Annotated in this window: 19 protein-coding genes; 9 read left to right on the forward strand and 10 right to left on the reverse strand. The window is 47.1% G+C overall.

What is annotated here, in order from left to right; translation table 11 throughout:
* Nucleotides 1–589, forward strand: a 589-nt coding sequence (locus HUK38_RS12260) for a class I SAM-dependent methyltransferase (protein WP_238787639.1), incomplete at its 5' end; no start/stop codon positions are given.
* 130 nt (nt 590–719) lie between these two features.
* Here HUK38_RS12260 and lipA read toward each other — a convergent pair.
* The 3 genes from lipA to glgC form a co-directional block, all read right to left on the reverse strand.
* Nucleotides 720–1,706, reverse strand: coding sequence for a lipoyl synthase (gene lipA, locus HUK38_RS12265; RefSeq protein ID WP_182584622.1), 987 nt, complete (start codon nt 1,704–1,706; stop codon nt 720–722).
* Entirely contained in the window at nt 1,703–3,196 is a 1,494-nt protein-coding gene (malQ, locus tag HUK38_RS12270) for a 4-alpha-glucanotransferase (RefSeq protein WP_182584623.1), read from the reverse strand. The genes lipA and malQ overlap by 4 nt, the downstream gene beginning before the upstream one ends.
* A gap of 61 nt (nt 3,197–3,257) precedes the next feature.
* Nucleotides 3,258–4,529, reverse strand: coding sequence for a glucose-1-phosphate adenylyltransferase (gene glgC, locus HUK38_RS12275; RefSeq protein WP_182584624.1), 1,272 nt, complete (start codon nt 4,527–4,529; stop codon nt 3,258–3,260).
* A 321-nt stretch (nt 4,530–4,850) separates the two neighbouring features.
* Here glgC and glgB point away from each other — a divergent pair, with 321 nt between their 5' ends.
* Entirely contained in the window at nt 4,851–7,166 is a 2,316-nt protein-coding gene (gene glgB, locus HUK38_RS12280) for a 1,4-alpha-glucan branching protein GlgB (protein ID WP_182584625.1), read from the forward strand.
* Between the two features lie 56 nt (nt 7,167–7,222).
* Nucleotides 7,223–8,752 carry a D-alanyl-D-alanine carboxypeptidase/D-alanyl-D-alanine endopeptidase gene (dacB, locus tag HUK38_RS12285; RefSeq protein WP_182584626.1) on the forward strand — a complete coding sequence of 510 codons (1,530 nt, stop codon included), beginning with the start codon at nt 7,223–7,225 and terminating at the stop codon, nt 8,750–8,752.
* 86 nt (nt 8,753–8,838) lie between these two features.
* Here the strand turns inward: dacB and HUK38_RS12290 are convergent, their stop codons facing one another.
* A complete protein-coding gene (locus HUK38_RS12290) occupies nt 8,839–9,129 on the reverse strand; it encodes a hypothetical protein (protein WP_182584627.1) in 291 nt (96 codons plus the stop codon).
* A 170-nt stretch (nt 9,130–9,299) separates the two neighbouring features.
* Here HUK38_RS12290 and typA point away from each other — a divergent pair, with 170 nt between their 5' ends.
* The 4 genes from typA (at nt 9,300) to hisI (ending at nt 12,878) form a co-directional block, all read left to right on the forward strand.
* Nucleotides 9,300–11,132 (forward strand): translational GTPase TypA, encoded by a 1,833-nt coding sequence (typA, locus tag HUK38_RS12295; protein WP_182584628.1) that lies wholly within the window; start codon nt 9,300–9,302, stop codon nt 11,130–11,132.
* Between the two features lie 494 nt (nt 11,133–11,626).
* Complete coding sequence (locus HUK38_RS12300) at nt 11,627–12,076, forward strand: hypothetical protein (protein WP_182584629.1); 450 nt, start codon at nt 11,627–11,629, stop codon at nt 12,074–12,076.
* 1 nt (nt 12,077) lies between these two features.
* Nucleotides 12,078–12,398 carry a 4a-hydroxytetrahydrobiopterin dehydratase gene (locus HUK38_RS12305; RefSeq protein ID WP_182584630.1) on the forward strand — a complete coding sequence of 107 codons (321 nt, stop codon included), beginning with the start codon at nt 12,078–12,080 and terminating at the stop codon, nt 12,396–12,398.
* Between the two features lie 33 nt (nt 12,399–12,431).
* A complete protein-coding gene (hisI, locus tag HUK38_RS12310; protein ID WP_182584631.1) occupies nt 12,432–12,878 on the forward strand; it encodes a phosphoribosyl-AMP cyclohydrolase in 447 nt (148 codons plus the stop codon).
* Here hisI and cls read toward each other — a convergent pair.
* From cls to lpdA, 6 genes are all read right to left on the reverse strand, one after another.
* Nucleotides 12,869–14,320, reverse strand: coding sequence for a cardiolipin synthase (cls, locus tag HUK38_RS12315; protein WP_182584645.1), 1,452 nt, complete (start codon nt 14,318–14,320; stop codon nt 12,869–12,871). The two genes, hisI and cls, sit on opposite strands and share 10 nt — an antisense overlap.
* A gap of 210 nt (nt 14,321–14,530) precedes the next feature.
* Nucleotides 14,531–15,004 carry a hypothetical protein gene (locus tag HUK38_RS12320; protein ID WP_238787640.1) on the reverse strand — a complete coding sequence of 158 codons (474 nt, stop codon included), beginning with the start codon at nt 15,002–15,004 and terminating at the stop codon, nt 14,531–14,533.
* Nucleotides 15,005–15,091: 87 nt separating this feature from the next.
* A complete protein-coding gene (ppk1, locus tag HUK38_RS12325; protein ID WP_238787642.1) occupies nt 15,092–17,233 on the reverse strand; it encodes a polyphosphate kinase 1 in 2,142 nt (713 codons plus the stop codon).
* A 1,317-nt stretch (nt 17,234–18,550) separates the two neighbouring features.
* Complete coding sequence (locus HUK38_RS12330; RefSeq protein WP_182584632.1) at nt 18,551–18,868, reverse strand: glycine zipper domain-containing protein; 318 nt, start codon at nt 18,866–18,868, stop codon at nt 18,551–18,553.
* A 64-nt stretch (nt 18,869–18,932) separates the two neighbouring features.
* On the reverse strand, nt 18,933–19,202 hold the full coding sequence (locus HUK38_RS12335) for a peptidoglycan-binding domain-containing protein (protein ID WP_182584633.1): 270 nt from the start codon (nt 19,200–19,202) through the stop codon (nt 18,933–18,935).
* Nucleotides 19,203–19,255: 53 nt separating this feature from the next.
* Nucleotides 19,256–20,695 (reverse strand): dihydrolipoyl dehydrogenase, encoded by a 1,440-nt coding sequence (gene lpdA, locus HUK38_RS12340; RefSeq protein WP_182584634.1) that lies wholly within the window; start codon nt 20,693–20,695, stop codon nt 19,256–19,258.
* A gap of 263 nt (nt 20,696–20,958) precedes the next feature.
* On the opposite strand from lpdA, the gene nadC reads away from it, so the two are divergent.
* Nucleotides 20,959–21,795, forward strand: coding sequence for a carboxylating nicotinate-nucleotide diphosphorylase (gene nadC, locus HUK38_RS12345; RefSeq protein WP_182584648.1), 837 nt, complete (start codon nt 20,959–20,961; stop codon nt 21,793–21,795).
* A 106-nt stretch (nt 21,796–21,901) separates the two neighbouring features.
* On the forward strand, nt 21,902–22,990 hold the full coding sequence (locus HUK38_RS12350) for a glycosyltransferase family 4 protein (RefSeq protein WP_182584635.1): 1,089 nt from the start codon (nt 21,902–21,904) through the stop codon (nt 22,988–22,990).
* The last annotated feature ends 30 nt before the right edge of the window (nt 22,991–23,020 follow it).

Raw genomic sequence — 23,020 nt, forward strand, 5'->3', positions numbered from 1 at the left:
TGATAAATTAGCCTTTGAATACCATAGTAATCGTGGTTTATTCAAAATGAAAGATATTTTGGAGTATTTCCGTATTAACCTTAATTTGCTAGAAGGGAAATTATTGGACTTGGGATGTGGCAGTGGCGTTCCCGTGTGTCAGCATTTTCTTCATTATGGTTGGGAGGTAACGGGAATTGATATTTCGGCAAATATGCTTGAATTGGCACGGCAATCTAATCCTGATGGCGTATTTCATCAAGCAGATATGGTTGAATATGAAATGGCAGAATCACGCTATGATGCAATCACAGCAATTTACAGCCTTTTTCATTTAACGCTCGCTAATCAATCCAGCGTATTTATTAAAGTACAGCGCGCCCTGAAACCGGGCGGTCAATTTTTATTCGCTTATGCCACGCAAGATTACACCGGGTACGCAGAATTTTCTGGCAACCTGTCTTTTTTAGGCGTGATGCTCCCTTATCATCACACCACCCCAGATAAATTATTAGCGGAACTTGCTTCAATAGGATTGACCGCCGAATTCGTGGCGCACATCAATAAAGGTGGCGAAACCTTTTTGTGGGTAATTGTTAAAAAGTCGTGACGGATGGCTGAATTAAACAACAGGATTTTAGGCACCTTTTATTTGTCATTTGGTGACTGATGCCCAAACTATTCTATTAATTGTACAAGCCACATCATCTCAAATTTGAATGATTGATTCATTTATTGACTCATTCAGAATGCGTGAGATACCGCGCCTGCTGTTCGGCGTGATAAGACGAGCGCACCAACGCGCCGCTGGCGACGTGGCTAAAACCCAACTCACGCGCAATTGTGGCCAATTCCGCAAATTCGTCGGGTGTCCAGTACCGTTGGACGGGCAGATGTGCGCGGCTGGGGGCAAGATATTGACCGATGGTGAGCATCTCACAGCCGTGTTGTCGCAAATCTGTCACTGTGGCGATGAGTTCCTCGCGGGTTTCGCCCAGCCCGACCATCAAGCCGGATTTGGTGGGGATGTTCGGATGACGGCGCTTGAATTCTTGCAATAAATTCAAGGAGTTATGGTAATCCGCACCCGGACGTGCCAATGGATAACAGCGAGCGACGGTTTCCACATTGTGATTGAATACGTCGGGTAATGACGACGCCAGTGTTGTGAGCGCAACAGTTTCACGCCCGCGAAAATCTGGTACCAAAATTTCAATGCGCACCTCAGGCGCTGTGATGCGTAACGCTTTGATACAACTAACAAAATGCGCCGCTCCGCCATCGCGCAGGTCATCGCGGGTGACTGATGTCATCACGACATAGCGTAGTTTTAACGCAACGATTGCGGCGGCTAACCGCTCGGGTTCAGCCGGATCCGGCAGCAGTGGTTGCCCGTGCGCCACGTCGCAAAAAGGACACCGGCGGGTGCAAAGCTCACCCAAAATCATAAATGCCGCCGTGCCATGCCCAAAACACTCGCCCAAATTGGGGCAGGCGGCTTCTTCGCAGACCGTCGCCAAGCCCGCTGTGCGTAATAGTGTTTTGATATGCGCCACCTGCGCCCCCGCTGGCAACGGCGCACGAATCCACGCGGGTTTGCGCAGCGGGGCGGTGGTGGGTGTAAATTGAATTGATAAGGGCGCGATTTTTTCAATACCGCGTCGATAAGATTGGGTATGACGACGCGATGGTGCTATTAACTCTGGTGAATCATCTGGGGGCGTCATGCTGTATGATCCTGCGCAGCGCGGCCATAGAGTTTAATTAAATAACGCAGGCGGGCGGGTAATTCAGCGTCAACCTGTGACCAACTAAACCGCCATTGCCAATTGCCATCACTGGTGCCGGGTAAATTCATGCGGTGTTGACCGTCTAAGCCTAATAAATCTTGCAGCGGGATAATGGCTAAATTGGCGACGGAGGCGAATGCAGTGCGAATGAAAACCCAGGGCATGGCTTCATTCGGATTGCCGAGATATTCATACACATAATGACGCGATTCCGGAGTTAAACTTTCATACCAACCGCAGGTCGTGTCATTATCATGCGTACCGGTGTACACCACCGAATCTTGCGTATGATAACTCGGCAAGTGAATATTATCATTGCTGCCATCAAATGCAAATTGCAAAACTTTCATGCCGGGTAATTGATATTTGCGGCGCAATTCATCCACTTCAGCGGTAATGACGCCCAAATCTTCGGCAATTAACGGCAAATCACCAAACTCACGATGCAGGGCGGCAAATAACGCATCACCACCCGCTTTAACCCATTCTCCTTGAATGGCGTATTCTTCAGTGGCGGGGATTTCCCAATAGGCTTCAAAGCCACGAAAATGGTCAATGCGAATTAAGTCAAATAACTTTAACTGGGTACGAATACGGTCAATCCAAAAGCGAAACTGGCTTTTTTCTAATTGTTCCCAGTGATATAACGGATTGCCCCAGCGTTGCCCGGTGGCAGAAAAATAATCGGGGGGAACACCAGCTACAACACGCAAACTGCCGTCAGGATTTAAATCAAAATCCTGTGGCCGTGCCCACACTTCGGCGCTGTCATACGCCACAAAAATTGGCATATCGCCGAATAAACGTACCCCAACGGTTGCCGCATGATGATGCAATGCCGTCCATTGTTGAAAGAAAATAAATTGCTCCCAGCGAATATAATTTAATGCGTCAAGTAATTTATCTCGCGCTTGAGTTAATGCGCGTTTTTCACGGGTGCGCAAGCCTTTTGGCCATTGCCACCAGCTCTTTTGACGCTGTTCACTAATGGCGCGAAATAACACATAATCCTCTAGCCAATACGCATGATTGGCACAAAAGATATTGAATTCGGTGCGTTCAGCGATGGTGGCTTTGATATTAAACCCACGATACGCCTGTTGCAATAACGCTTTTTTGGCAGTGTGATCTAAAGAATCAATTAACGCATCTTGATTAAGCCAACCTGAATTAACCAGCGTTTCTAAACTAATGAGTTGCGGATTGCCCGCATGTGCCGAGCTGGTTTGATAGGGTGATAAACCGCCTTGCGGTGGTCCAATTGGCAGCATTTGCCACCAAGTCATACCGCAATCGGCAAGAAAGTTAATAAAATGAAATGCTTCACTACCAAGATCACCAGTATTGCCGGTGCCGGGTAATGAGGTAATGTGCAATAAAACGCCTGCTCGGCGTTCACTGCGAAAATCAGGATATTGCTGTGTCATTGATGACCTAATCATGAATAAACTGTGGTGTTTGGATAATAGATTGCAACAATGATGGGGATTAACGCAGACGATTAACGCTTTGACCAAGCATGTCCGGTGTGATTAATGTGATGCCAGTTTCGCTCATATAAAACCCAGCCGCTTTATCAGCATCAGGATCGCGTCCAATGACTGTATTGGGTGGAATTTGACACCAGCGATCAATGACGGCGCGGTGAATATCACAATTACGCCCAATAGACACATTTGGCAAAATGACCGAATCGGTTACTTTGGCGTAAGAATTAACCCGCACATTGGAGAATAATAATGAATGACGCACAATAGCGCCAGAAATGACGCATCCGCCTGATACCATTGAATCCACTGCCATGCCGCGCCGCGTATCATCATCAAATACAAATTTAGCCGGCGGTAATTGCTCTTGATACGTCCAAATTGGCCAATTATCATCATATAGATTGAGCGGTGGTGTGACACCAATTAACTCTAAATTAGCCTCCCAAAACGCATCCACTGTTCCGACATCCCGCCAATAGGCTTGATTGCCACTGCGCACATCACGAAACGGATAAGCCATCACGCGGTAGCGATTGATAATTTCGGGAATAATATCTTTACCAAAATCGTGGCTGGAGTGTGATGAATCGGCATCTTTAATCAGTTGCTCAAATAAAAAATCCCGATTGAAAACATAAATACCCATTGAGGCAAGTGCAACATCAGGGCGATTGGGTAAGCTCTGCGGTTGCGCGGGTTTCTCTTGAAATGCCATCACCCGGTGCTGCGCATCAACAGTCATCACGCCTAATTCTCGCGCCCTTAATAAATCAATTTCAATACAACCCACAGTCATATCAGCGCCGGTTTCGACATGCTGGGCAATCATCGCACCATAATCCATTTTATAGATATGATCGCCGGCAAGTATTAAAATATATTCGGGATTGTGATTACGAATAATGTCAAGATTTTGAAACACCGCATCCGCAGTGCCAGCATACCAGGCGGTTTCAGCAACCCGCTGTTGCGCCGGCCATAATTCAACAAATTCACCGAATTCACCGCGTAAAAAACCCCAGCCTTTTTGAATATGCAAAATCAGGGAATGTGCTTTATACTGCGTCAACACACCAATCCGTCGAATCCCAGAGTTAATACAATTAGACAAAGGAAAATCAACAATCCGAAATTTACCACCGAATGGCACAGCGGGTTTAGAACGCCATTGAGTTAATTGCCGTAAGCGCGCCCCCCGTCCGCCTGCAAGAATTAAAGCAAGGGTGTTGCGTGTTAAACGCGAAACAAAACGTGGATTAGATTCTGGCATAATAGACTCAACTGTATGATTGCAATTTTGAATAAGAAAACGGGCGTTCGACAATAGATCGGCACCCGCATTACAGTTAGCAGCACACCGCTTGATGCGTCACCGCGCCTCCGACAACAAACGGCTATGTTACCATTATCACGCCAGTGTTGGGTTGCTCCCCCCGCTACTTCAGCCATTGGCAAGCAATGTTATCCATAAAAAACGAAAGCGGTTTAAACTAACCTTATTGTTTTTTAACAATAAATTTGGTGTAATTACCCAACACATCATTCCAAACTTATTTAATATTCACTCGACGTTACAGGTATTCATTTCGCCATGCCTACTGCTCACGCAACGCCAAGTCAACTCCCCGAACCACTGCTCCGTCTTATTGAAGCACGTCATCACGAACCATTTGAAGTATTAGGTCGGCACCGTCTCGGCAACGGGCGTGCTGTGGTGCGCGTTTTTTTACCACGCGCAGAGCGAGTACGTTTAAATGGCGGGGTGGTTATCCTTAATCGTATTGACGGCACCGATCTATTTGTTTGGGAAGGTGATGAAACATTAGTTGATGGCTATTATTTAATTGATTGGTATGATAAACAAGGGCAAGTCCATACTCAACATGACCCTTATCTATTCCCACCTCAGTTAGACGATTTTGATTTACATTTATTTGGAGAAGGTCGCCATTGGCACGCCTATCGTTTCCTCGGCGCCCACCAATGTACAATAGATGGTATTACTGGGTTTCATTTCGCAGTCTGGGCACCCAGTGCCTCGCGTATTAGCGTTGTTGGCGATTTTAATGCGTGGGACGGCCGCGTTCATCCTATGCGAATACGCGGCGGCTCGGGCGTATGGGAATTATTTATCCCCGACTTATTACCGGGCAGTCTGTATAAATTTGAAGTCCGTGACCAAGCCGGTAATATATTTGTCAAAATTGATCCCTATGCCAATGCCTTCCAACAACGCCCAGAAACTGCCTCTATTTTATTAGCACCGAGCGATTATCAATGGCAAGATGATGAATGGCTAAAACGGCGGGTGCATTCAAATTGGCAACAACAACCGCTATCCGTTTATGAAATACACCTCGGCTCCTGGCAACGCAATGAAGATGGCAGTTTTTTAACTTACCATGAGTTAGCAGAACGCCTCGTTGACTATTGCCAAGAATTGGGATTCACGCATGTTGAGTTATTACCCATCACTGAACATCCATTAGATGCTTCATGGGGTTATCAAGCCACCGGTTATTTCGCGCCTACCGCCCGTTTTGGTACACCAGATGACTTCCGTTATTTCGTGGATTATTTGCATATACACGACATAGGTGTATTGCTTGATTGGGTGCCTGCGCATTTCCCGCGTGATGCAACTGCTTTAGCGCGTTATGATGGCACTGCATTATTTGAACATGCCGACCCGCGTCAAGGTGAACATCGTGATTGGGGAACGCTCATTTTTAATTATGGTCGCCACGAAGTAAAAAACTTTTTATTATCTAGCGCACTTTATTGGTTAAATGAATTTCACATTGATGGTTTGCGGGTGGATGCCGTCGCTTCAATGTTATATTTGGATTATTCACGCAAAGAAGGCGAATGGATACCTAATAAATACGGCGGTAATGAAAACCTCGATGCCGTTGAATTCTTGCGTCAACTAAACACCGTCACCCATGAGCAGCACCCGGGCACCTTAATGATTGCCGAGGAATCCACTTCATGGCCGCAGGTATCACGCCCAACGTATCTCGGTGGATTGGGATTTAGCATGAAATGGAATATGGGTTGGATGCACGACACCCTCGCTTATATGGAAAAGGATCCCATCTACCGCCATTATCACCATGATTTATTAACTTTTGGATTGCTGTATGCGTTCAGTGAAAACTTCGTATTACCGTTTTCACATGATGAAGTCGTGCATGGCAAGCGCTCAATGCTAGACAAAATGCCCGGTGATTCATGGCAAAAATTTGCTTCATTACGTTTGCTTTACACGTTTATGTTTAGCTATCCAGGAAAAAAATTATTATTTCAAGGCTGTGAATTTGCGCAAGGCGGCGAATGGAATTTCGATACACAAGCCGAGTGGTATTTATTAGAGCGCTCGCAACATCAGGGTATTAAACGCGTCGTTGCTGATCTCAACCGCCTTTATCAAACCTTACCCGCATTATACGAAGTGGATTTTGAAAGCGGTGGCTTTGAATGGATTGATTGCCATGACACCTCACAATCGGTGCTGAGTTATTTACGCAAATCAAAAGACGGTACTCAATTGGTTGCTGCCGCGTTTAATTTTACCCCCGTCCCGCGTGAGAATTACCGCATCGGTGTTCCACAAGCTGGGTTTTATCGTGAAGCAATTAATTCAGATGCCGATATTTATGGCGGCAGTAATGTCGGTAATCGCGGCGGTGTTCATTCAGAACCCGTGAATTGGATGGGACGTTTAAACTCCATTCCATTAGCCCTACCGCCATTGGCGGGGGTCATTATGGTACTAGAACCAGACCCAGCGCCATCAATTATGAAGAATGAATTGTCGGATGCAAGCACTGCACCTAGCACAACAAATGAATCGGCGCTAATCACGAATGATCCGGTGTTAACTGACACATTAAACACGGATTGATTAAACTCACCCCAATAGACAAATTGTCAGCAAAAAAGCCACGATAGGTATTCAGAGTGACCATCGTTTTTGGACAGCGTTTATGTGCTAATTTTTTAATAGTGTTGCTGAGTTTATTAGCGCCACCGCTATTTGCAACAACGCTGACTGATCTACCTCCACGTATTGCAACGAAATTGCCTGATTGGGGATTAAAACCCGCCCAAGTGAGCATTTATGTGCGTCGAGTAGATGCGGACACACCATTAGTGTTTTTTAATCCTGAACAACCGCGCATTCCAGCATCAACAATTAAATTAGTCACGACGATTGTGGGATTGGATGTGCTTGGCACGAATTATCGTTGGACTACACAAGTCTATACCGACGGTAATCAACAAGGCGAACAACTCATTGGGAACCTTTACATTAAAGGGTTTGGCAACCCCTATTTATCTAATGGAGAATTTGCTGATTTAATTCGTGGTATTCGCAATAAAGGCATTAGTATCATTCGTGGAAATATTTTACTTGATAATAGCTATCTCGACCCACCTGAACAAGCGCGAGCGGATTTTGATGGCGCTGGTCAAAGTGCTTACAACGCTTTACCCGCCGCGTTAAGTATTAACCGCCAAGTCACAGATATTCATGTTTTTAATGATCGTGGCAATGGTAAAGTTGGTATTTATACTGATCCGCCGCTATCTGGAGTAGTCATTGATAATCAAGCACAACTGATTAATGCGCCGTGCCAAAATCGCTATCATCATCCATTCGTCAGTTTTATTGAAGCAACGCCAACCAGTGCACCAACTGTGCGGCTGACAGGTCAATTTGCCAGTGAATGTGGCGAGGAAGTTATTTATAGCCTTATGTTATCGCCCGAACAACATGCCGCCGCCGCATTTGATGCGCTATGGCATGATCTTGGTGGTCAAATCACGGGGCAGATTCGGCTCGGTATGACACCACGTTCAGCGAAACTTTTGCACAATAGTCAATCCCAACCTTTAGCGGTTATCATTCGTGACATCAATAAATACAGCAATAATTTGATGGCGCGCATGTTATTTTTAACTTTAGGTAATAAACGTTTTGGCTCGCCAGGTACATTAAAAAAATCGCGTGATGCTATGGCAGCTTGGCTAACAGCGCATCGATTTAATTGGCATGGTTTTATAATTGACAATGGTTCAGGTTTATCACGTCACACACGCATAGCCGCAGGCGATTTTGGTGAATTATTAACCTGGGCGTATCGCCAACCTTGGATGCCAGAGTTATTAAGCTCAATGGCAATTGCAGGAATTGATGGAACGGTGCGAAAACGACTTCGCCAAGAGCCAATTGCGGAACGGGCGCATCTCAAAACTGGTACAGTACGCGATGCGAGTTGTATTGCAGGATTTGTCCTTGACCGTAATAATCAGCGGTGGGTTGTCGTGGTCATGGTGAATGCAGATAGTCAAAAACAGGCGCTTGGCGCTTGGCAAGGTCATGCAGTACAGCATGAAATATTACGTTGGGTTTATCAGGGCGCGCCACTTAATGAGACGATTAAAACAACTGTGAAAAAAAATACCAAAACACGGTCAACTCCGTAAATGTTAAACAACCACAAAAAACAAAACAGCTCATCTAATTACGACAAGCTGTTTTAATTAAAAATGGCTATTAATTTTTTTACGAATTATTTTTTAGGCGGAATAGCATCAGGTTTTACTGCGGGTGGAGCAGGTTCAGCTTGTTTCTCTTCCATTGCCTTTTTATATCCAGGTTTATTGCGGCAATGCGCTTTAACTTGAATACCGTCTTTACGCACATACCCATCTACATAAGAACAACCAACGGTCGTTTCACACTGTTCTTTTTGCAATTCTTTACAAACTGTATTCGCAACGGCGGCAGAGTGACCAAACGTGACCGTTAAAATGGTTGCCGTTGCTACCGCGTTTAATGATAAAAACAGTTTTGACTTCATTGTGCTTTCCTCAATGGTTTAGATTGACAAACAACTCAGAAACCAATAGTTTTACAGTCACCTCGCTAAATGTCAAGGTAAAATATCTGCAATCCAATTATACTACACGCTTCCATCGCTATGACGGCAAACACTGCCGTCTGTTTTTTTTTTGCACAATAGGTGCTTTTGTGATTGAACAATTACGCAACATCGCTATTATCGCTCATGTTGATCATGGTAAAACAACGTTAGTGGATAAACTTCTTCAACAATCTGGTACGTTGGGTGATCGTTTTGGCCCAATAGAACGGGTCATGGATTCCAATGTTCTTGAAAAAGAACGTGGTATTACCATTTTATCTAAAAATACTGCACTGCGCTGGAATGGTTATCGTATCAACATTGTTGATACACCCGGACATGCTGATTTTGGTGGAGAAGTGGAACGTGTATTATCAATGGTTGATTCAGTTTTATTATTGGTTGATGCCCAAGAAGGACCAATGCCGCAAACACGTTTTGTCACTACCAAAGCATTTCAGCACGGTTTGCGACCTATTGTTGTTATTAATAAAATAGATCGTTCTGGCGCCCGTCCAAGTTGGGTGGTAGATCAAGTATTTGAGTTATTTGATCGCTTAGGTGCAACGGATGAGCAATTGGATTTCCCTATTGTCTATGCTTCAGCAATCAATGGATATGCTGGTTTGAGTGACCAAATAAAAGATGGTGACATGACACCGTTGTTCGAGGCGATTATTACGCATTGTCCGGCGCCGGCGGTGGATCCTGATGGCCCTTTTCAAATGCAAATTTCCACCTTGGATTACAGCTCTTTTGTTGGTGCAATTGCAATTGGACGTATTCAACGTGGCACATTAAAACCGAATCAACCAATCGTTGTTGTAAAACACGATGGCAGCAGGCAACGCGCCAAAGTTGGATTAGTTTATGGTTATTTAGGATTAGTGCGAAGTGAAGTTCCTGAAGCGTCTGCTGGCGATATTGTCGCTTTAACTGGTATTGAAACACCGAATGTATCAGATACCCTCTGCCATCCAGATCAGGTTGAACCATTACCGCCCTTGACCGTTGATGAACCGACTGTAACCATGACGTTTCAAGTCAATACATCACCCTTTGCGGGACGTGATGGTAAATATCTAACTTCCCGACAACTAAAAGAACGTTTAGAACGTGAATTGATTCATAATGTCGCATTGCGCGTTGAAGAAGGCAATGATGCGGATCGTTTCCGTGTATCTGGGCGGGGTGAATTGCACTTATCCATTTTATTAGAAACGATGCGTCGAGAAGGATATGAGCTGGCGGTTTCACGTCCTGAAGTGATTTTTCGTGAAATTAATGGCGCGATTTGCGAACCTTATGAACAATTAACTGTTGATGTGGATGAAGCGTATCAAGGCGCGATCATGCAAGCCTTAGGTGAGCGGCGTGGTGAATTAAAAGACATGGTGCCGGATGGGCGTGGACGTGTGCGATTGGATTATGAAATTCCGTCACGCGGGTTAATTGGATTTCAAACGGAATTTATGACTTTAACTTCTGGTACAGGATTAAAATATCATGTTTTCGATCATTACGGCGTGGCTAATCCGGGTGGCATCGCACCGCGCCGTAATGGTGCAATGATTTCTAATGGTCAGGGTAAAGTATTAGGATACGCCCTGTTTAATCTACAAGAGCGCGGGCGGATGCTGGTCGCCCCGGGGCAAGAAGTCTATGAAGGACAGGTGGTTGGTATTCATTCCCGCGATAATGATCTGGTCGTAAATCCGCTTAAAGCCAAACAGTTAACAAATATTCGGGCAGCGGGGTCTGATGAGAATATTTTATTAACGCCCCCTATTCGTTTTTCATTAGAGCAGGCGCTAGAATTTATTGAAGATGATGAGTTAGTAGAAATTACACCAACTGCTATTCGTATTCGTAAGCGATTTCTTAAAGAACACGAACGCAAGCGCGCAGGACGCAGTGTGAGTAACGTGGCGGACGCCTAATGATTTGCGCAGCATTTTATAGATAGTTGCTATTTTACTAATATTGACACTTTGTCATAAAGCAAACTTGTTTTCTACGTCGAAATGCTGCGCCTAATTCTTTTATTTTATCCGATTATAATAACCAAATGATACGAAACCAGTTGCAGACAGCGCTATCAAACCCGATAAAAAATAATAATCTTTTGCTGTGATAGCCACTAGATTGGCAGCGCCACTTGGCAATGCTTTGGATTATCCGCTATTATGATGCGGCGGCTAACATAATGCGCCAAATTCACTGGAATAACGAAAGACGGGCTAGAATTTGTCGTGTTGCGTCGCCAAATAGAGAAATAATGGAATACGTTAGTGACATCTTGACACCACCAACATAAGTTATGTTGCCAAGTATAAAAAAAATCTGGTCACTCGCTATTTCCTGATTGACATCATTTCTGCCATGATTGCAATTGAGATATACCACTCAAAATTAGGGTTGGAGGACCTTTCCAATGATCGCTTTTTCTCAACTACACGCACAAAACCACAAGATCACAGAACTCTCTAATGTGTTTATGTATTTAGTACAAAACCGTGAGTTGTGTGATACCGAAACCATTTGTAATATCTTTTTTGAATATGCCGCCAAGGTTAAAGAACATAATGACTTGGTAGATCGTGAATTATGCAGTAAGCTGATTTCTTATCCAGATCAATCTGTAAAAAACACGGCAAATCGCTTTTTATCTGGTTCAAATGAAATTAAGCGTATTTTTAATAGATACCTTAAAGATTGGTGTTCCGAACCGCAGCGGCGCTTGAAAATTCGTGACTATAGTGCATTCCTTCAAGAAACTGAACAAATGTTCGGTTTGGTATTAGATCGTATTCAACGCGAAACGGAACATTTATATCCGTTAATTCGCAAATTGGAAGAATGCAAAACGGCGGCAGCCGCCTAACATGAATCAATCCAGTCTCACCGCGCCTGACATTGCGGCGGCGCTGGCACAATTGAATGCCACGGCCATGGTGCCGTGGCAAGTGATTGAAAATAAGCTGTGCAAAACATTTGTGTTTACTGATTTTAATGCCGCTTTTGGGTTTATTGCACAGGTTGGACTCGCGGCTGAAGCGTTGAATCATCATCCCGATTGGTGTAATACTTATAATAGAGTATCTGTTGCATTACAAACGCACGAAGTCAATGCAATTAGCGCACAGGATTTTGCTCTCGCTCACCGTTTGGAACAGTGCGTTACGCAATCAGGTTTGATGAGTTAGGGATTTTTCAATTAAATTAGGTATAGAGTTGATATGTCAGATTTGCATGGTATTAAAGCAAATGAAGCTGCGGTCTGCGGCAGCACACAGCCCTGGTCTGTTATTCAAACGACGCTTAAACTGACTGCCGACGGATTACTTCCCGCAATTGCTCAACAATACGATACGGGTGAAGTTTTGATGTTGGCGTGGATGAATATGGCGGCATTGGATGAAACGTTAATGACGGGGCGGGTGTGTTATTGGTCGCGCTCGCGCAATAAGTTATGGCGTAAAGGTGAAGAATCCGGGCAGGTGCAGCATTTAAAGGAAATACGCATTGATTGTGATGGCGATGCGTTGTTGTTATTAGTTGATCAGACTGGCCCTGCTTGCCACACGGGACGGGTAAGTTGTTTTTATAATGCAATCCGCAATCATCAGGTTGAAGTCATTACCGCCCCGCTGATTGATCCTGCCGTGTTGTATCATCATAAATAAGGGCTAAATAATCGCGCCACACCGTCCCGCAATTTAATTGGTAATGGACGGGTACGCAATTCCTCAATTCGCACTTCACGCGCCGTTGCTAATTTAGTTTCAAACAGTTGATTCAATGTGTTGCTTAAAGCGACATCATAGCATTCAACATTTAATTCAAAATTCAGTCGCAAACTGCGCGCATCCCAATTAGCTGACCCGAAAAAACACCAGGTCATATCCATGAGCATTAACTTGGTATGATCGAATGGGGGCGCAGAAAGATAGATTCGACAACCGCCAAGCAAAATTTGTTCAGCCTGTGCTTGAGCAGCCCAATGTACAAATCGCAAATTGTTATGAGCGGGTAATAGAATTTGTATTTCAACCCCGCGTAACGCCGTGACATTTAATGCAGAAATCAGTGATTGATCGGGTAAGAAATACGGCGTAATAATTCGAACACGATGTTTGGCATGGACTAGGGCGCCAAGAATCATGCGGCGAATGAGATCGCAATTTTCATCTGGTCCATCAGCAATACAACGGGCAATGCTATTCCCACAGGGAATTAACAGCGGATACCAGGTATTGCCACTTAAACGTTCACCGGTAGTGAAATGCCAATCCATTGCGAATGCGTTTAATAATCCCCGCACCACTGGTCCTGTGAGTTTGAAATGTAAATCACTCACGGGATGTAATGGTTGATCTGCTAATACGCAATTGGCGCGAATATTCAATCCACCAGTGAACCCCGTGCGTCCATCAATGACTAATATTTTGCGATGATTTCGCAAATTAAGATACGGATTGCGTACTGGCAATGGAGATTCTAAAAAAACTCCAATAGGCAAAAGACTTTGCCGTAATTGATGCGGGGTGTAGGGCCGACTATAGCGCTGACCAACACCATCAATTAACACCCGCACTTGAACACCGCGCTGCTGGGCTTGTGCTAATGCTGTGACGAATTGCTGCCCAATAGAATCATAATCAAAAATATAGGTTGATAATGCAACGCTGTATTGCGCAGCGGTAATGGCTGCAAGCATGACTGGATAGGCATCGTCGCCATTGGCTAATGGCTGTATTTGATTGCCCGCTTGCAAATTGCTGTGGGTTAGTGTATCACCTAAACGTCCCATTCCAATTAAATCGGGAAAGTTTTTACTTAGTATTCTTATCGCCCGTTGTTTAGTACGGAGCCCACTGCTGTCATGGTTTAATAGTGTTTCTGAACGCAACCGATGTGCCTTCCGCCGAATACGATTAACCCCGAAAATCCAATACAACACAACTCCCAAACCGGGCGTTAATAATACTAACCCCGTCCAACCGACAGCGGATGATACATCGCGTTGACTTAAAACAATGTGACCAACAGTAAAAGCTGCCGCCGTTGTTTCGATGATGATGAGTAGTGTCCAACCAATATCTTCAAATAACAATACGAATTCCATATTCACCAAGATACTGGGAGTAGCGGTTCCGTGTATGAAAACTCACGGTTTTTATTAACTACAATTGTGTTTATTGAAACATTACCTTAATTAATATAAACAATCATTAAACGAGATTTTCTAATGACAACCAACATGCAAAACCTGCATCTTAATTATACCACAGTGGCTATAATTGTTAATTGCTGTATTCAGTTTTTTCATTCAATATCAATGCCGACTTGCGCGTGGTGGCGGCACTTCACGCGGTTCAGGTTCTTCCACCCAAACCCCGCGCCGCGCCCGTCGTCCAACTAATAAACACGCCCGTTCAAATGCCATTTCAGCTTGCCGCGCTAACCAATCCCATTCAAACGGTGTCGCACCGCTACGCACATGCCAATGTCCCGTAATTAACACCTGACCTAAACGCACTTCTACAGCCCAATCATGCCAAATAACTTCTGGTTCCTGCTCATCGGCGAATTCTTGTTCAACTAATCGTACCGTATTTACTCCACTATCATCTTGCGCCTGCATTTGACTAATAATGGAATCATCATCAATACAGGTTTCGCGGCCGGTATGCACCGCATTGGCCGTATCCATTAAAACCCGTGCAACTGCTTCTGGCGTTAATTGAATTAAGAGCGGCGTCCCCCAATCCAATTCACCTGGATCATCTAAATTCATAATGATATTCATCTACATCCGCCTTTAACACTCAATGGTTCGGCGGATAAATCTGGCTATCCGCCGAATACATGACTATACCAATACTGGCGTCACTAATTACTGTTGTGATAGCCGATGTTCAAAATGACTTAACAACCGTGACCGTAAGGTTTTTTCTTTATGCTTGGCTGCCGCTGCCAAACGTTTTTCTGCCACACCAATTAACGTTTCTTGTGCACCCTTTGCATTTGGATCATCGGAACAGCGCTGAATATATGTCCCATCGGATTGCAAGTCCCATGCGGAACGATAATCAGCGAATTGCACATCAAGAATTAACCGCAATTCTTGGCGTAATTCAGTCCGTTCCACTGGGGCCAATACTTCAACGCGACTTTCTAAATTGCGCCGCATCATATCTGCTGACCCAATGTAATACTCCTCATTGCCGCCATTGCGGAAATATAGAATACGTCCATGTTCTAAAAACCGCCCGACAATACTGACTACGCGAATAGTTTCCGAAATACCCGGCAACCCCGGCCGCAAGCGACAGGTATCACGCACAATTAAATCAATTTTCACTCCAGCGCGGCTGGCTTTATACAGGGCGCGAATAATATCGGGGTCTTCCAGCGCATTCATTTTCATTTGAATCAAGCCGCCGCCTTGCTGCTGATGCAAATCAATTTCGCGCTGGATTTTATGCAAAATACCGCGCTTGAGTGTATAGGGTGCGGCCAAAATCTTGCGATAACTTGGCGGTGGTGAATAACCCGTCAAGTAATTAAACAATTCGGTTAAATCTTGACCGATGTCTTCATCACAACCCAGCAATCCAAAATCGGTGTATTGTTTTGCCGTGACTGCGTGATAATTCCCGGTGCCAATGTGATAATAACGGCGTAATTGCGAATAATCACGGCGCACCACAAAAATTAACTTGCTGTGCGTTTTTAATCCTAATACACCATAGGTGACATGAATCCCTTCTGATTCCAAGCGCCGCGCCCAGCCGATATTCGCCGCTTCATCAAAGCGCGCTTTTAATTCAACTAATACCGCGACCTGTTTACCATTCCGCGCTGCTTCAATCAGTGCATCAAGAATTGGCCCCGCTGAAGTGCGGTACAGCGTCATTTTAATAGCTAATACCTTTGGATCACGCGCCGCGGTGGATAAGAAACGCTCCACCGTTGTTGCAAATGATTCATAGGGATGCTGCAATAACAAGGGGCCATTTTCACGAATAACATGGAAGATATTGCGCCGATCATTGGCTAATAATGGATGATCGCACGGGCGATGCGGACGGTCACGCAATTCAGGAATATCTAATGAAGCCAATTCAAACAAATCACGCTTGGCAATTAACCCAGCAACTTCATAAACATCTTCTTCATTCAAACCCAATTCGGCTGCCAGCATTCCGCGATGTACCGGATCCATCCCCGCCTGTACTTCGAGCCTGACAATTGGCGCGAAATGGCGCTCGCGCAATTCAGTTTCGATCATTTCTAATAAATCATTAGCCGCTTCTGCATCGGGTTCGACAATGGCATTGCGCGTCACGCGGAATAATGCACAACGTTCAATCTCCATACCGGGAAACAGCATGTCAAGATTATTCACCACTAAATCATCTAAGGTGACAAACGTATTAGAGCCATTCACTGGGATCAAGCGTTTAGACACGTCTTTACTAATGGGCACCTTCACTCGTGCCATATAGGTTTCACTGCCGCCGGGATAGCGCAATGTCACTAATAAATTGAGTGCTAAATTAGAAATAAACGGGAATGGATGCGCTGGATCCATTGCCAACGGTGTCAACATGGGAAAGATATTTGTGCGGAAATGATCGCGTAATCGTTCCTGTGCATCGGATGGCAATTGATTAACAGCAGTTAAACGAATGTCGTGCTGCTCTAATGCGCTCATCAATTCTGCAAAAATGCGTTCTTGATCTTCCTGAATCGCCGCAATCAATGCGCGGCACTCCGCCAATTGTTGATTGGGTGTGCGCCCATCTACTGTTGGCGTATGTACCCCAGCTGCAATTTGTTGTTTCAAACCGCCGATGCGTTTCATAAAGAATTCATCGAGGTTATTGCTGACAATGGCTAGAAATTTTACCCGTTCTAACAAGGGTGTCCGCGCATCATCCGCCTCGTGCAAGACTCGCTGATTAAATGCTAACCAGGTTAATTCTCGATTAAGATACAATTCCGTATCATTAAAATTATTCAGCGACTTCATTATAAGACTACCGTTATCATCGTCATCATCTATTGCATGATCGTCTGGGATTTGCGGACATGACATCATCGTATCGTCAGCCGTATCCTTTGTTGATTGGTCATCTACCGATGTTTCATTTTGTGTTAAATCAGTGACATCTTGTTCGTTAGTTTTATCAAGCGACGCTATTGACACAGTCGTATCATCCATATTGGATTCATTGGCAACAATGCTGGTTTTTTCTACGGAATCATCTGTTGTGGCGGCATCTGATGTATTGGTATTCGGCAAGTGATTATCCAATTCATCATCGTTGTCAGGTTGATCCACTGCGTCATCATTACCAATTTCATCACTTGGTTTATCGTTATTCTCAATTGCCGCCGCTGCCATCATTACATCATTCGCATCGTTATCATTGGCAACGGTGCTGTTTTTTTCTGTTTTATCCAACTCTAACTCGTCCAATCTGTCATAATCCAATTCATCATCGTTGTCAGGTTGATCCACTGCGTCATCATTACCAATTTCATCACTTGGTTTATCGTTATTCTCAATTGCCGCCGCTGCCACCATTACGTCATTCGTATCGTTATCGTTGGCAACGGTGCTGTTTTTTTCTGTTTTATCCAACTCTAACTCGTCCAATCTGTCATAATCCAATTCATCATTATTGTCAGATTGATCCACCGCGTCATTATTACCAATTTCATCACTTGGTTTATCGTTATTCTCAATTGTCGCCGCTGCGACTATTACATCATCCGTGTCGTTATCGTCAGCAACGGCGGCGGGTTGTTTTATTTTATTTGTCTCTGATTCGTCTGAATCGTAACGATCTAATTCATCATCGTCGTCGCCTTGATTAATTGCATTAATATTCGCAGCAATGAGTGCGACACTTAATGGTTTTTTAACAGCACTATCATCGTCGTCTGATTCCATTGTTGCGTATTCGAGATCAACCATTTCATCATCTTCATCATCATCAACAATCAACTGGTCTTTATGACTGTCACGCACAGATTCAGTAATAACCGACGGGTCATCCGCATCAATTGCAGCGGTGGTAACTGATTGATGCGTGAATTCATCAGCGGATGCGGTATCTCCACCAGCATCTTTAATATCAGTCAATTGATCTTGATGGGAGACGGCGCTTTGTCTTTCGCTATTTTCAGCCAGTGGTGACAAGACGTTTGCGTTGTATCCAGCAAGTGCGCGTTCTAATTCGTTCATCCGTTCCCCCATTAAGAAATGCTGCTACATGATGTCACAATGGTATGACCATCTCATCAAAAATTAAAGTGGTTTCATTCAATAGTTATGCGATGTTCAACGCACACAACGCCCATACCGATTTGCAAAAAAACCCGGTGCGCAGCGCCCCGGCCGTGGGCTGGGTGCATAATAAGTTGAGCTTTGCCCCTGTTGCGATTCAATCATATAACCGCCTGCTGTGCCGACGCCGGCACCAATTAACGCGCCCTTGCCGGCATCGCCGCTCAATGAACCAATTGCTGCACCGGTGGCGGCGCCTAATACCGCACCGGTGGCGGTGGTTGACCCGGGTGGGGCATTCGATGCGCAGCCCGTTATCATCAAACTTAATCCAGCGAATAATCCCGCAAAACGGATAGTTTTATATTGCATATTTGTTACCTAGTGATCTAAACCCCGCCATGATATTGACGGGGTTTTCAATAAAACGAATTCTTTACCGGCGGCGGCTTATTTGACGCAAGCGCGATACCGTCGCTTCATTAAAATAACCAGTGACAGCCAACCCATGATCGCGCTGGAATTGTTTAATGGCGCGGCGCGTATTGCTGCCATACACACCATCCGCCGGCCCGGGACGATAGCCTAATTCTTGTAATGCCATTTGGGCGCGATGAATGTTAATTGGTGCGGCATCAGCAGTGGGCAGTGTGAAGGCGCCAGCACAAATCAACGCGAGTGCTAAAAATGTCGTGCGACGTTGCATAAATCCTCCAAGTTTGAATACATGCGTGGATTGAACAGCAATTAAAACGCGATTTAAGACCGCCGCTTGGGTGGCAATAGATCGGTAATAGACCCGTCGGCCATTTCTGCGGCCAATCCAATCGTTTCATTCAAGGTCGGGTGCGGGTGAATGGTTAAACTCAAGTCTTCCACGTCCGCTCCCATCTCTAATGCTAACACTGTTTCGCCAATTAACTCACCGGCATTTGGTCCCACCAATCCCGCGCCGAGCAGGCGTTTAGTGACCGGATCAAACAGCAACTTGGTCATGCCCTCGTCGCGGTGCAATCCCAGCGACCGCCCGCTCGCCGCCCACGGAAACACGCCCTTTTCATACGCAATCCCCCGCGCTTTGGCGTCGGTTTCGGTCAAGCCCATCCACGCAATTTCCGGATCGGTGTAGGCGACCGCCGGGATGGTCAGCGGATCAAACACCGCTTTGTGACCGGCGATGACCTCAGCCGCCACCTTCGCCTCGTGCGTGGCTTTGTGCGCCAGCATTGGATTGCCGACCACGTCTCCGACGGCGAAAATGTGCGGCACTTGCGTCCGCTGGTGGGCGTCAACGGCGATAAAGCCGCGAGCGTCAACGGTTAAACCAGCCGCGGCGGCGTTGATTAAATCACCATTCGGGCGGCGGCCGACGGCGACCAGTACGCGGTCATAACAGCCGGTGCCGGGCGATTTACCGCCAAAGTTGACCTCAATTCCCGCCTCAGTCGCCGCCATGCTCTCAACTTTGGTCTCCAGCCAAATCTGCCGGCAACGTTTGCGCAACATCTTGTCGAGTACCTGCACCAAATCGGCGTCGCAGCCGGGGATCAATTGCGGTTGCAGTTCCACGATGTCAACGTGACTGCCCAGCGCGCTGTACACCGTCGCCATTTCCAATCCAATGATGCCGCCGCCGACGATCAACAGTTGCTCTGGCACATCCGCCAGCGCCAGCGCGCCGGTGGAGGTGATGATGCGCGGGTCAGTTGGAAAACTGGGAATCTGCACCGGCCGCGAGCCGCAGGCGATGATGGCGTGGTCAAACCGCACCGTGATTGGCGCGCCGCCGTCGGGCGGGGTGACGGTGAAATGATGCGGCGAGCCAAACTCGGCCATGCCCTGCACGATGCGCACCTGCCGCTGTTTGGCCAACGCCCGCAGTCCGCCGGTGAGTTTTTTCACCACGCGCTCTTTACCGGCGCGCATTTGGTCAAGATCAACCGTCGGCGGGGCAAAGGTCACGCCCATCTGGCTGATCGCTTTGGCTTCCTCAATGATCGCGGCGGCGTGGAGCAGCGCTTTGGAGGGAATGCAGCCGACGTTGAGGCACACGCCGCCCAGGTCGGGATGGCGCTCGATCAGCACTACTTTTTTGCCCAAATCAGCGGCGCGGAAGGCGGCGGTGTAGCCACCCGGCCCCGCCCCGAGGACGGCAACGTCGGCGTGGAATTCTTGCGAAGATGCAGCGGTATCTGACATAGCAGTGTGTTGTTACCTGTAAAATGGTGGCTAAATGGCAACGGCGCGTCACCAGTCAAGCCGGTCAAGTGTCTGTTTTATCACTTTACGCGACGGCGGTGAATGCGGCAGATCACCTAGTCAACGCCCGCCCCCCGCCGTCGGCTAGACTAATCATAAATTAACCGCTTGATGAGGCATTTGATTTTTCCATGAACACTGATCCCACGGCCGCTGCAACGCGGCGTTTTACTTGCCCGCATCACTCACCACTGGCGGCAGCGATGCCGACGGCTGAACTCATCGCCCAACAGGCGCAGTTGGCGGTACTGGAGGACGTGGGCGGGGGCGATTTGACCGCCGCGTTCCTACCCGCCAGTCAGCGAGCGCGGGCGCAGGTGATTGCCCGAGAGGCGGCGGTGCTGTGCGGCTGCGCATGGTTCGAGGCGGTGTATCACTATCTCAGTCCCGATTTGCACGTCACCTGGCTGGCGCAGGATGGCGACCGCATCACGCCCGGTCAAATTCTGTGCCAATTGGACGGGTATCTGCGCCCGCTGCTGACTGGCGAGCGTACTGCGTTGAATTATCTGCAAACGTTGTCTGGAACGGCGACCAGAGCGCGCCGTTATGCCGACGCACTCAACGGGTTGCCGACGCGGATTCTTGACACGCGCAAAACGCTACCCGGATTGCGGTTGCAGCAAAAATACGCGGTGGTGTGCGGCGGTTGTCATAATCACCGCATTGGATTGTATGACGCGATTTTAATTAAAGAAAACCACATTTTGGCCGCCGGTTCAATTGCCGATGCGGTGAAACAGGCGCGCCAATCAACCGCCGGGGTTGGCATTGAAATCGAGATTGAAGTTGAGAATTTGGCCGAATTAGAACAGGCAGTCGCGGCTGGCGCGGAACGCATTTTATTAGACAATTTTGAGCTTGAGTTATTGCGCGCTGCGGTGCAATTCACTGCCGGGCGGGCGCGATTAGAAGCGTCGGGCGGGATTACGTTGGAGAATTTACCACTCATTGCCGCAACGGGCGTAGATGATATTTCAATTGGTGATTTAACCAAGAGCGTCGAAGCCATTGATTTATCCATGCGGCTGGTGGATTAAAACTAAAGGTTCTTTATTCCCCTTTGCAAAAGGATTGCTTTATTTCCTCTGCAAAAGGGGTACCGGGGATTTCTTCGGCGCCGTCATTCACTGTTAATTATTATCCATGCACATTCTCCACATCGAAGGCGGCAGCCAATTATACGGCGGCGCATTACAGGTTTTATATCTATTAAATGGCTTAACCGCGCTCGGCATTGACAATACGCTCATTTGCCGCCCCGACTGCGCCCTAGTCAACCGCGCCGCGTCCTGCGCCACCGTCTGCCCACTTCCGTTGCACGGCGATCTGGATGTCGGCATGATCCCGCGTCTGCTGCGTCAAATACGCCACAGTCAACCCGAACTGGTGCATTTACACAGCCGGATTGGCGTGGACGTGATGGGCGGTATTGCCGCCAACCTGTTGAATTTACCCGTCATTCACACCCGCCGCGTGGACAACCCCGAGTGGTACTGGTTAGCCGCCCCCAAATACCGCCTGCACGACCGCGTGATCGCCATTTCCGCCGGCATTGCCGAAGTGCTGCGCGCCCACGTCCCGCCCGAGCGGCTGCGATTGGTGCGCAGCGCCGTCGCCGCGAGCGAATACGCCCAACCGTGTGACCGCGCCGCCGTGTTGTGCCAATTAAATCTGCCGCCTGATGCGCAATTAATCGGCATCGTCGCGCAGTTGATCCCGCGCAAAGGGCATCAGGTCGCCATCGCCGCGCTGGCGCAGGTGTTACACGCCCAACCGCGCTGGCATCTGCTCTGCTTCGGGCGCGGCGCGTTGGAAACCAGCTTGCGCAATCAAATCGCCGCCGTTGGGTTGGCGCAGCAAATTCACCTGTGCGGGTTTCGGGATGATTTACCTAACCTCTTGCCGTGCTTGGATTTATTAGTTCACCCAGCGTTGATGGAAGGGTTGGGCATTGCGTTACTGCAAGCGGCCGCGGCGGGCGTGCCGATTGTCGCCAGCCGCGTCGGTGGCATTCCCGAAGCGGTGCGCGACGGCGTGACGGGATTACTCGTGCCGCCGGGCGACGTGACCGCGTTGCGGTGCGCCTGCGCGCAGTTGTTGACCAATCCCGCCCAGCGCCAGCAGTTGGGTCAAGCAGGCGCTCGACTGGTACGCGAGGAATTCTCAGTTGAGGCAATGGTCGCGGGCAATTTGGCCGTGTACCGCGAATTACTCGGCTGCGCGGCGGGTTGATTGAGTAATTGGGCATGATTGTTTAACTGA

This window comes from Thiospirillum jenense (assembly GCF_014145225.1).
In the GTDB taxonomy this organism is placed as follows: domain Bacteria; phylum Pseudomonadota; class Gammaproteobacteria; order Chromatiales; family Chromatiaceae; genus Thiospirillum; species Thiospirillum jenense.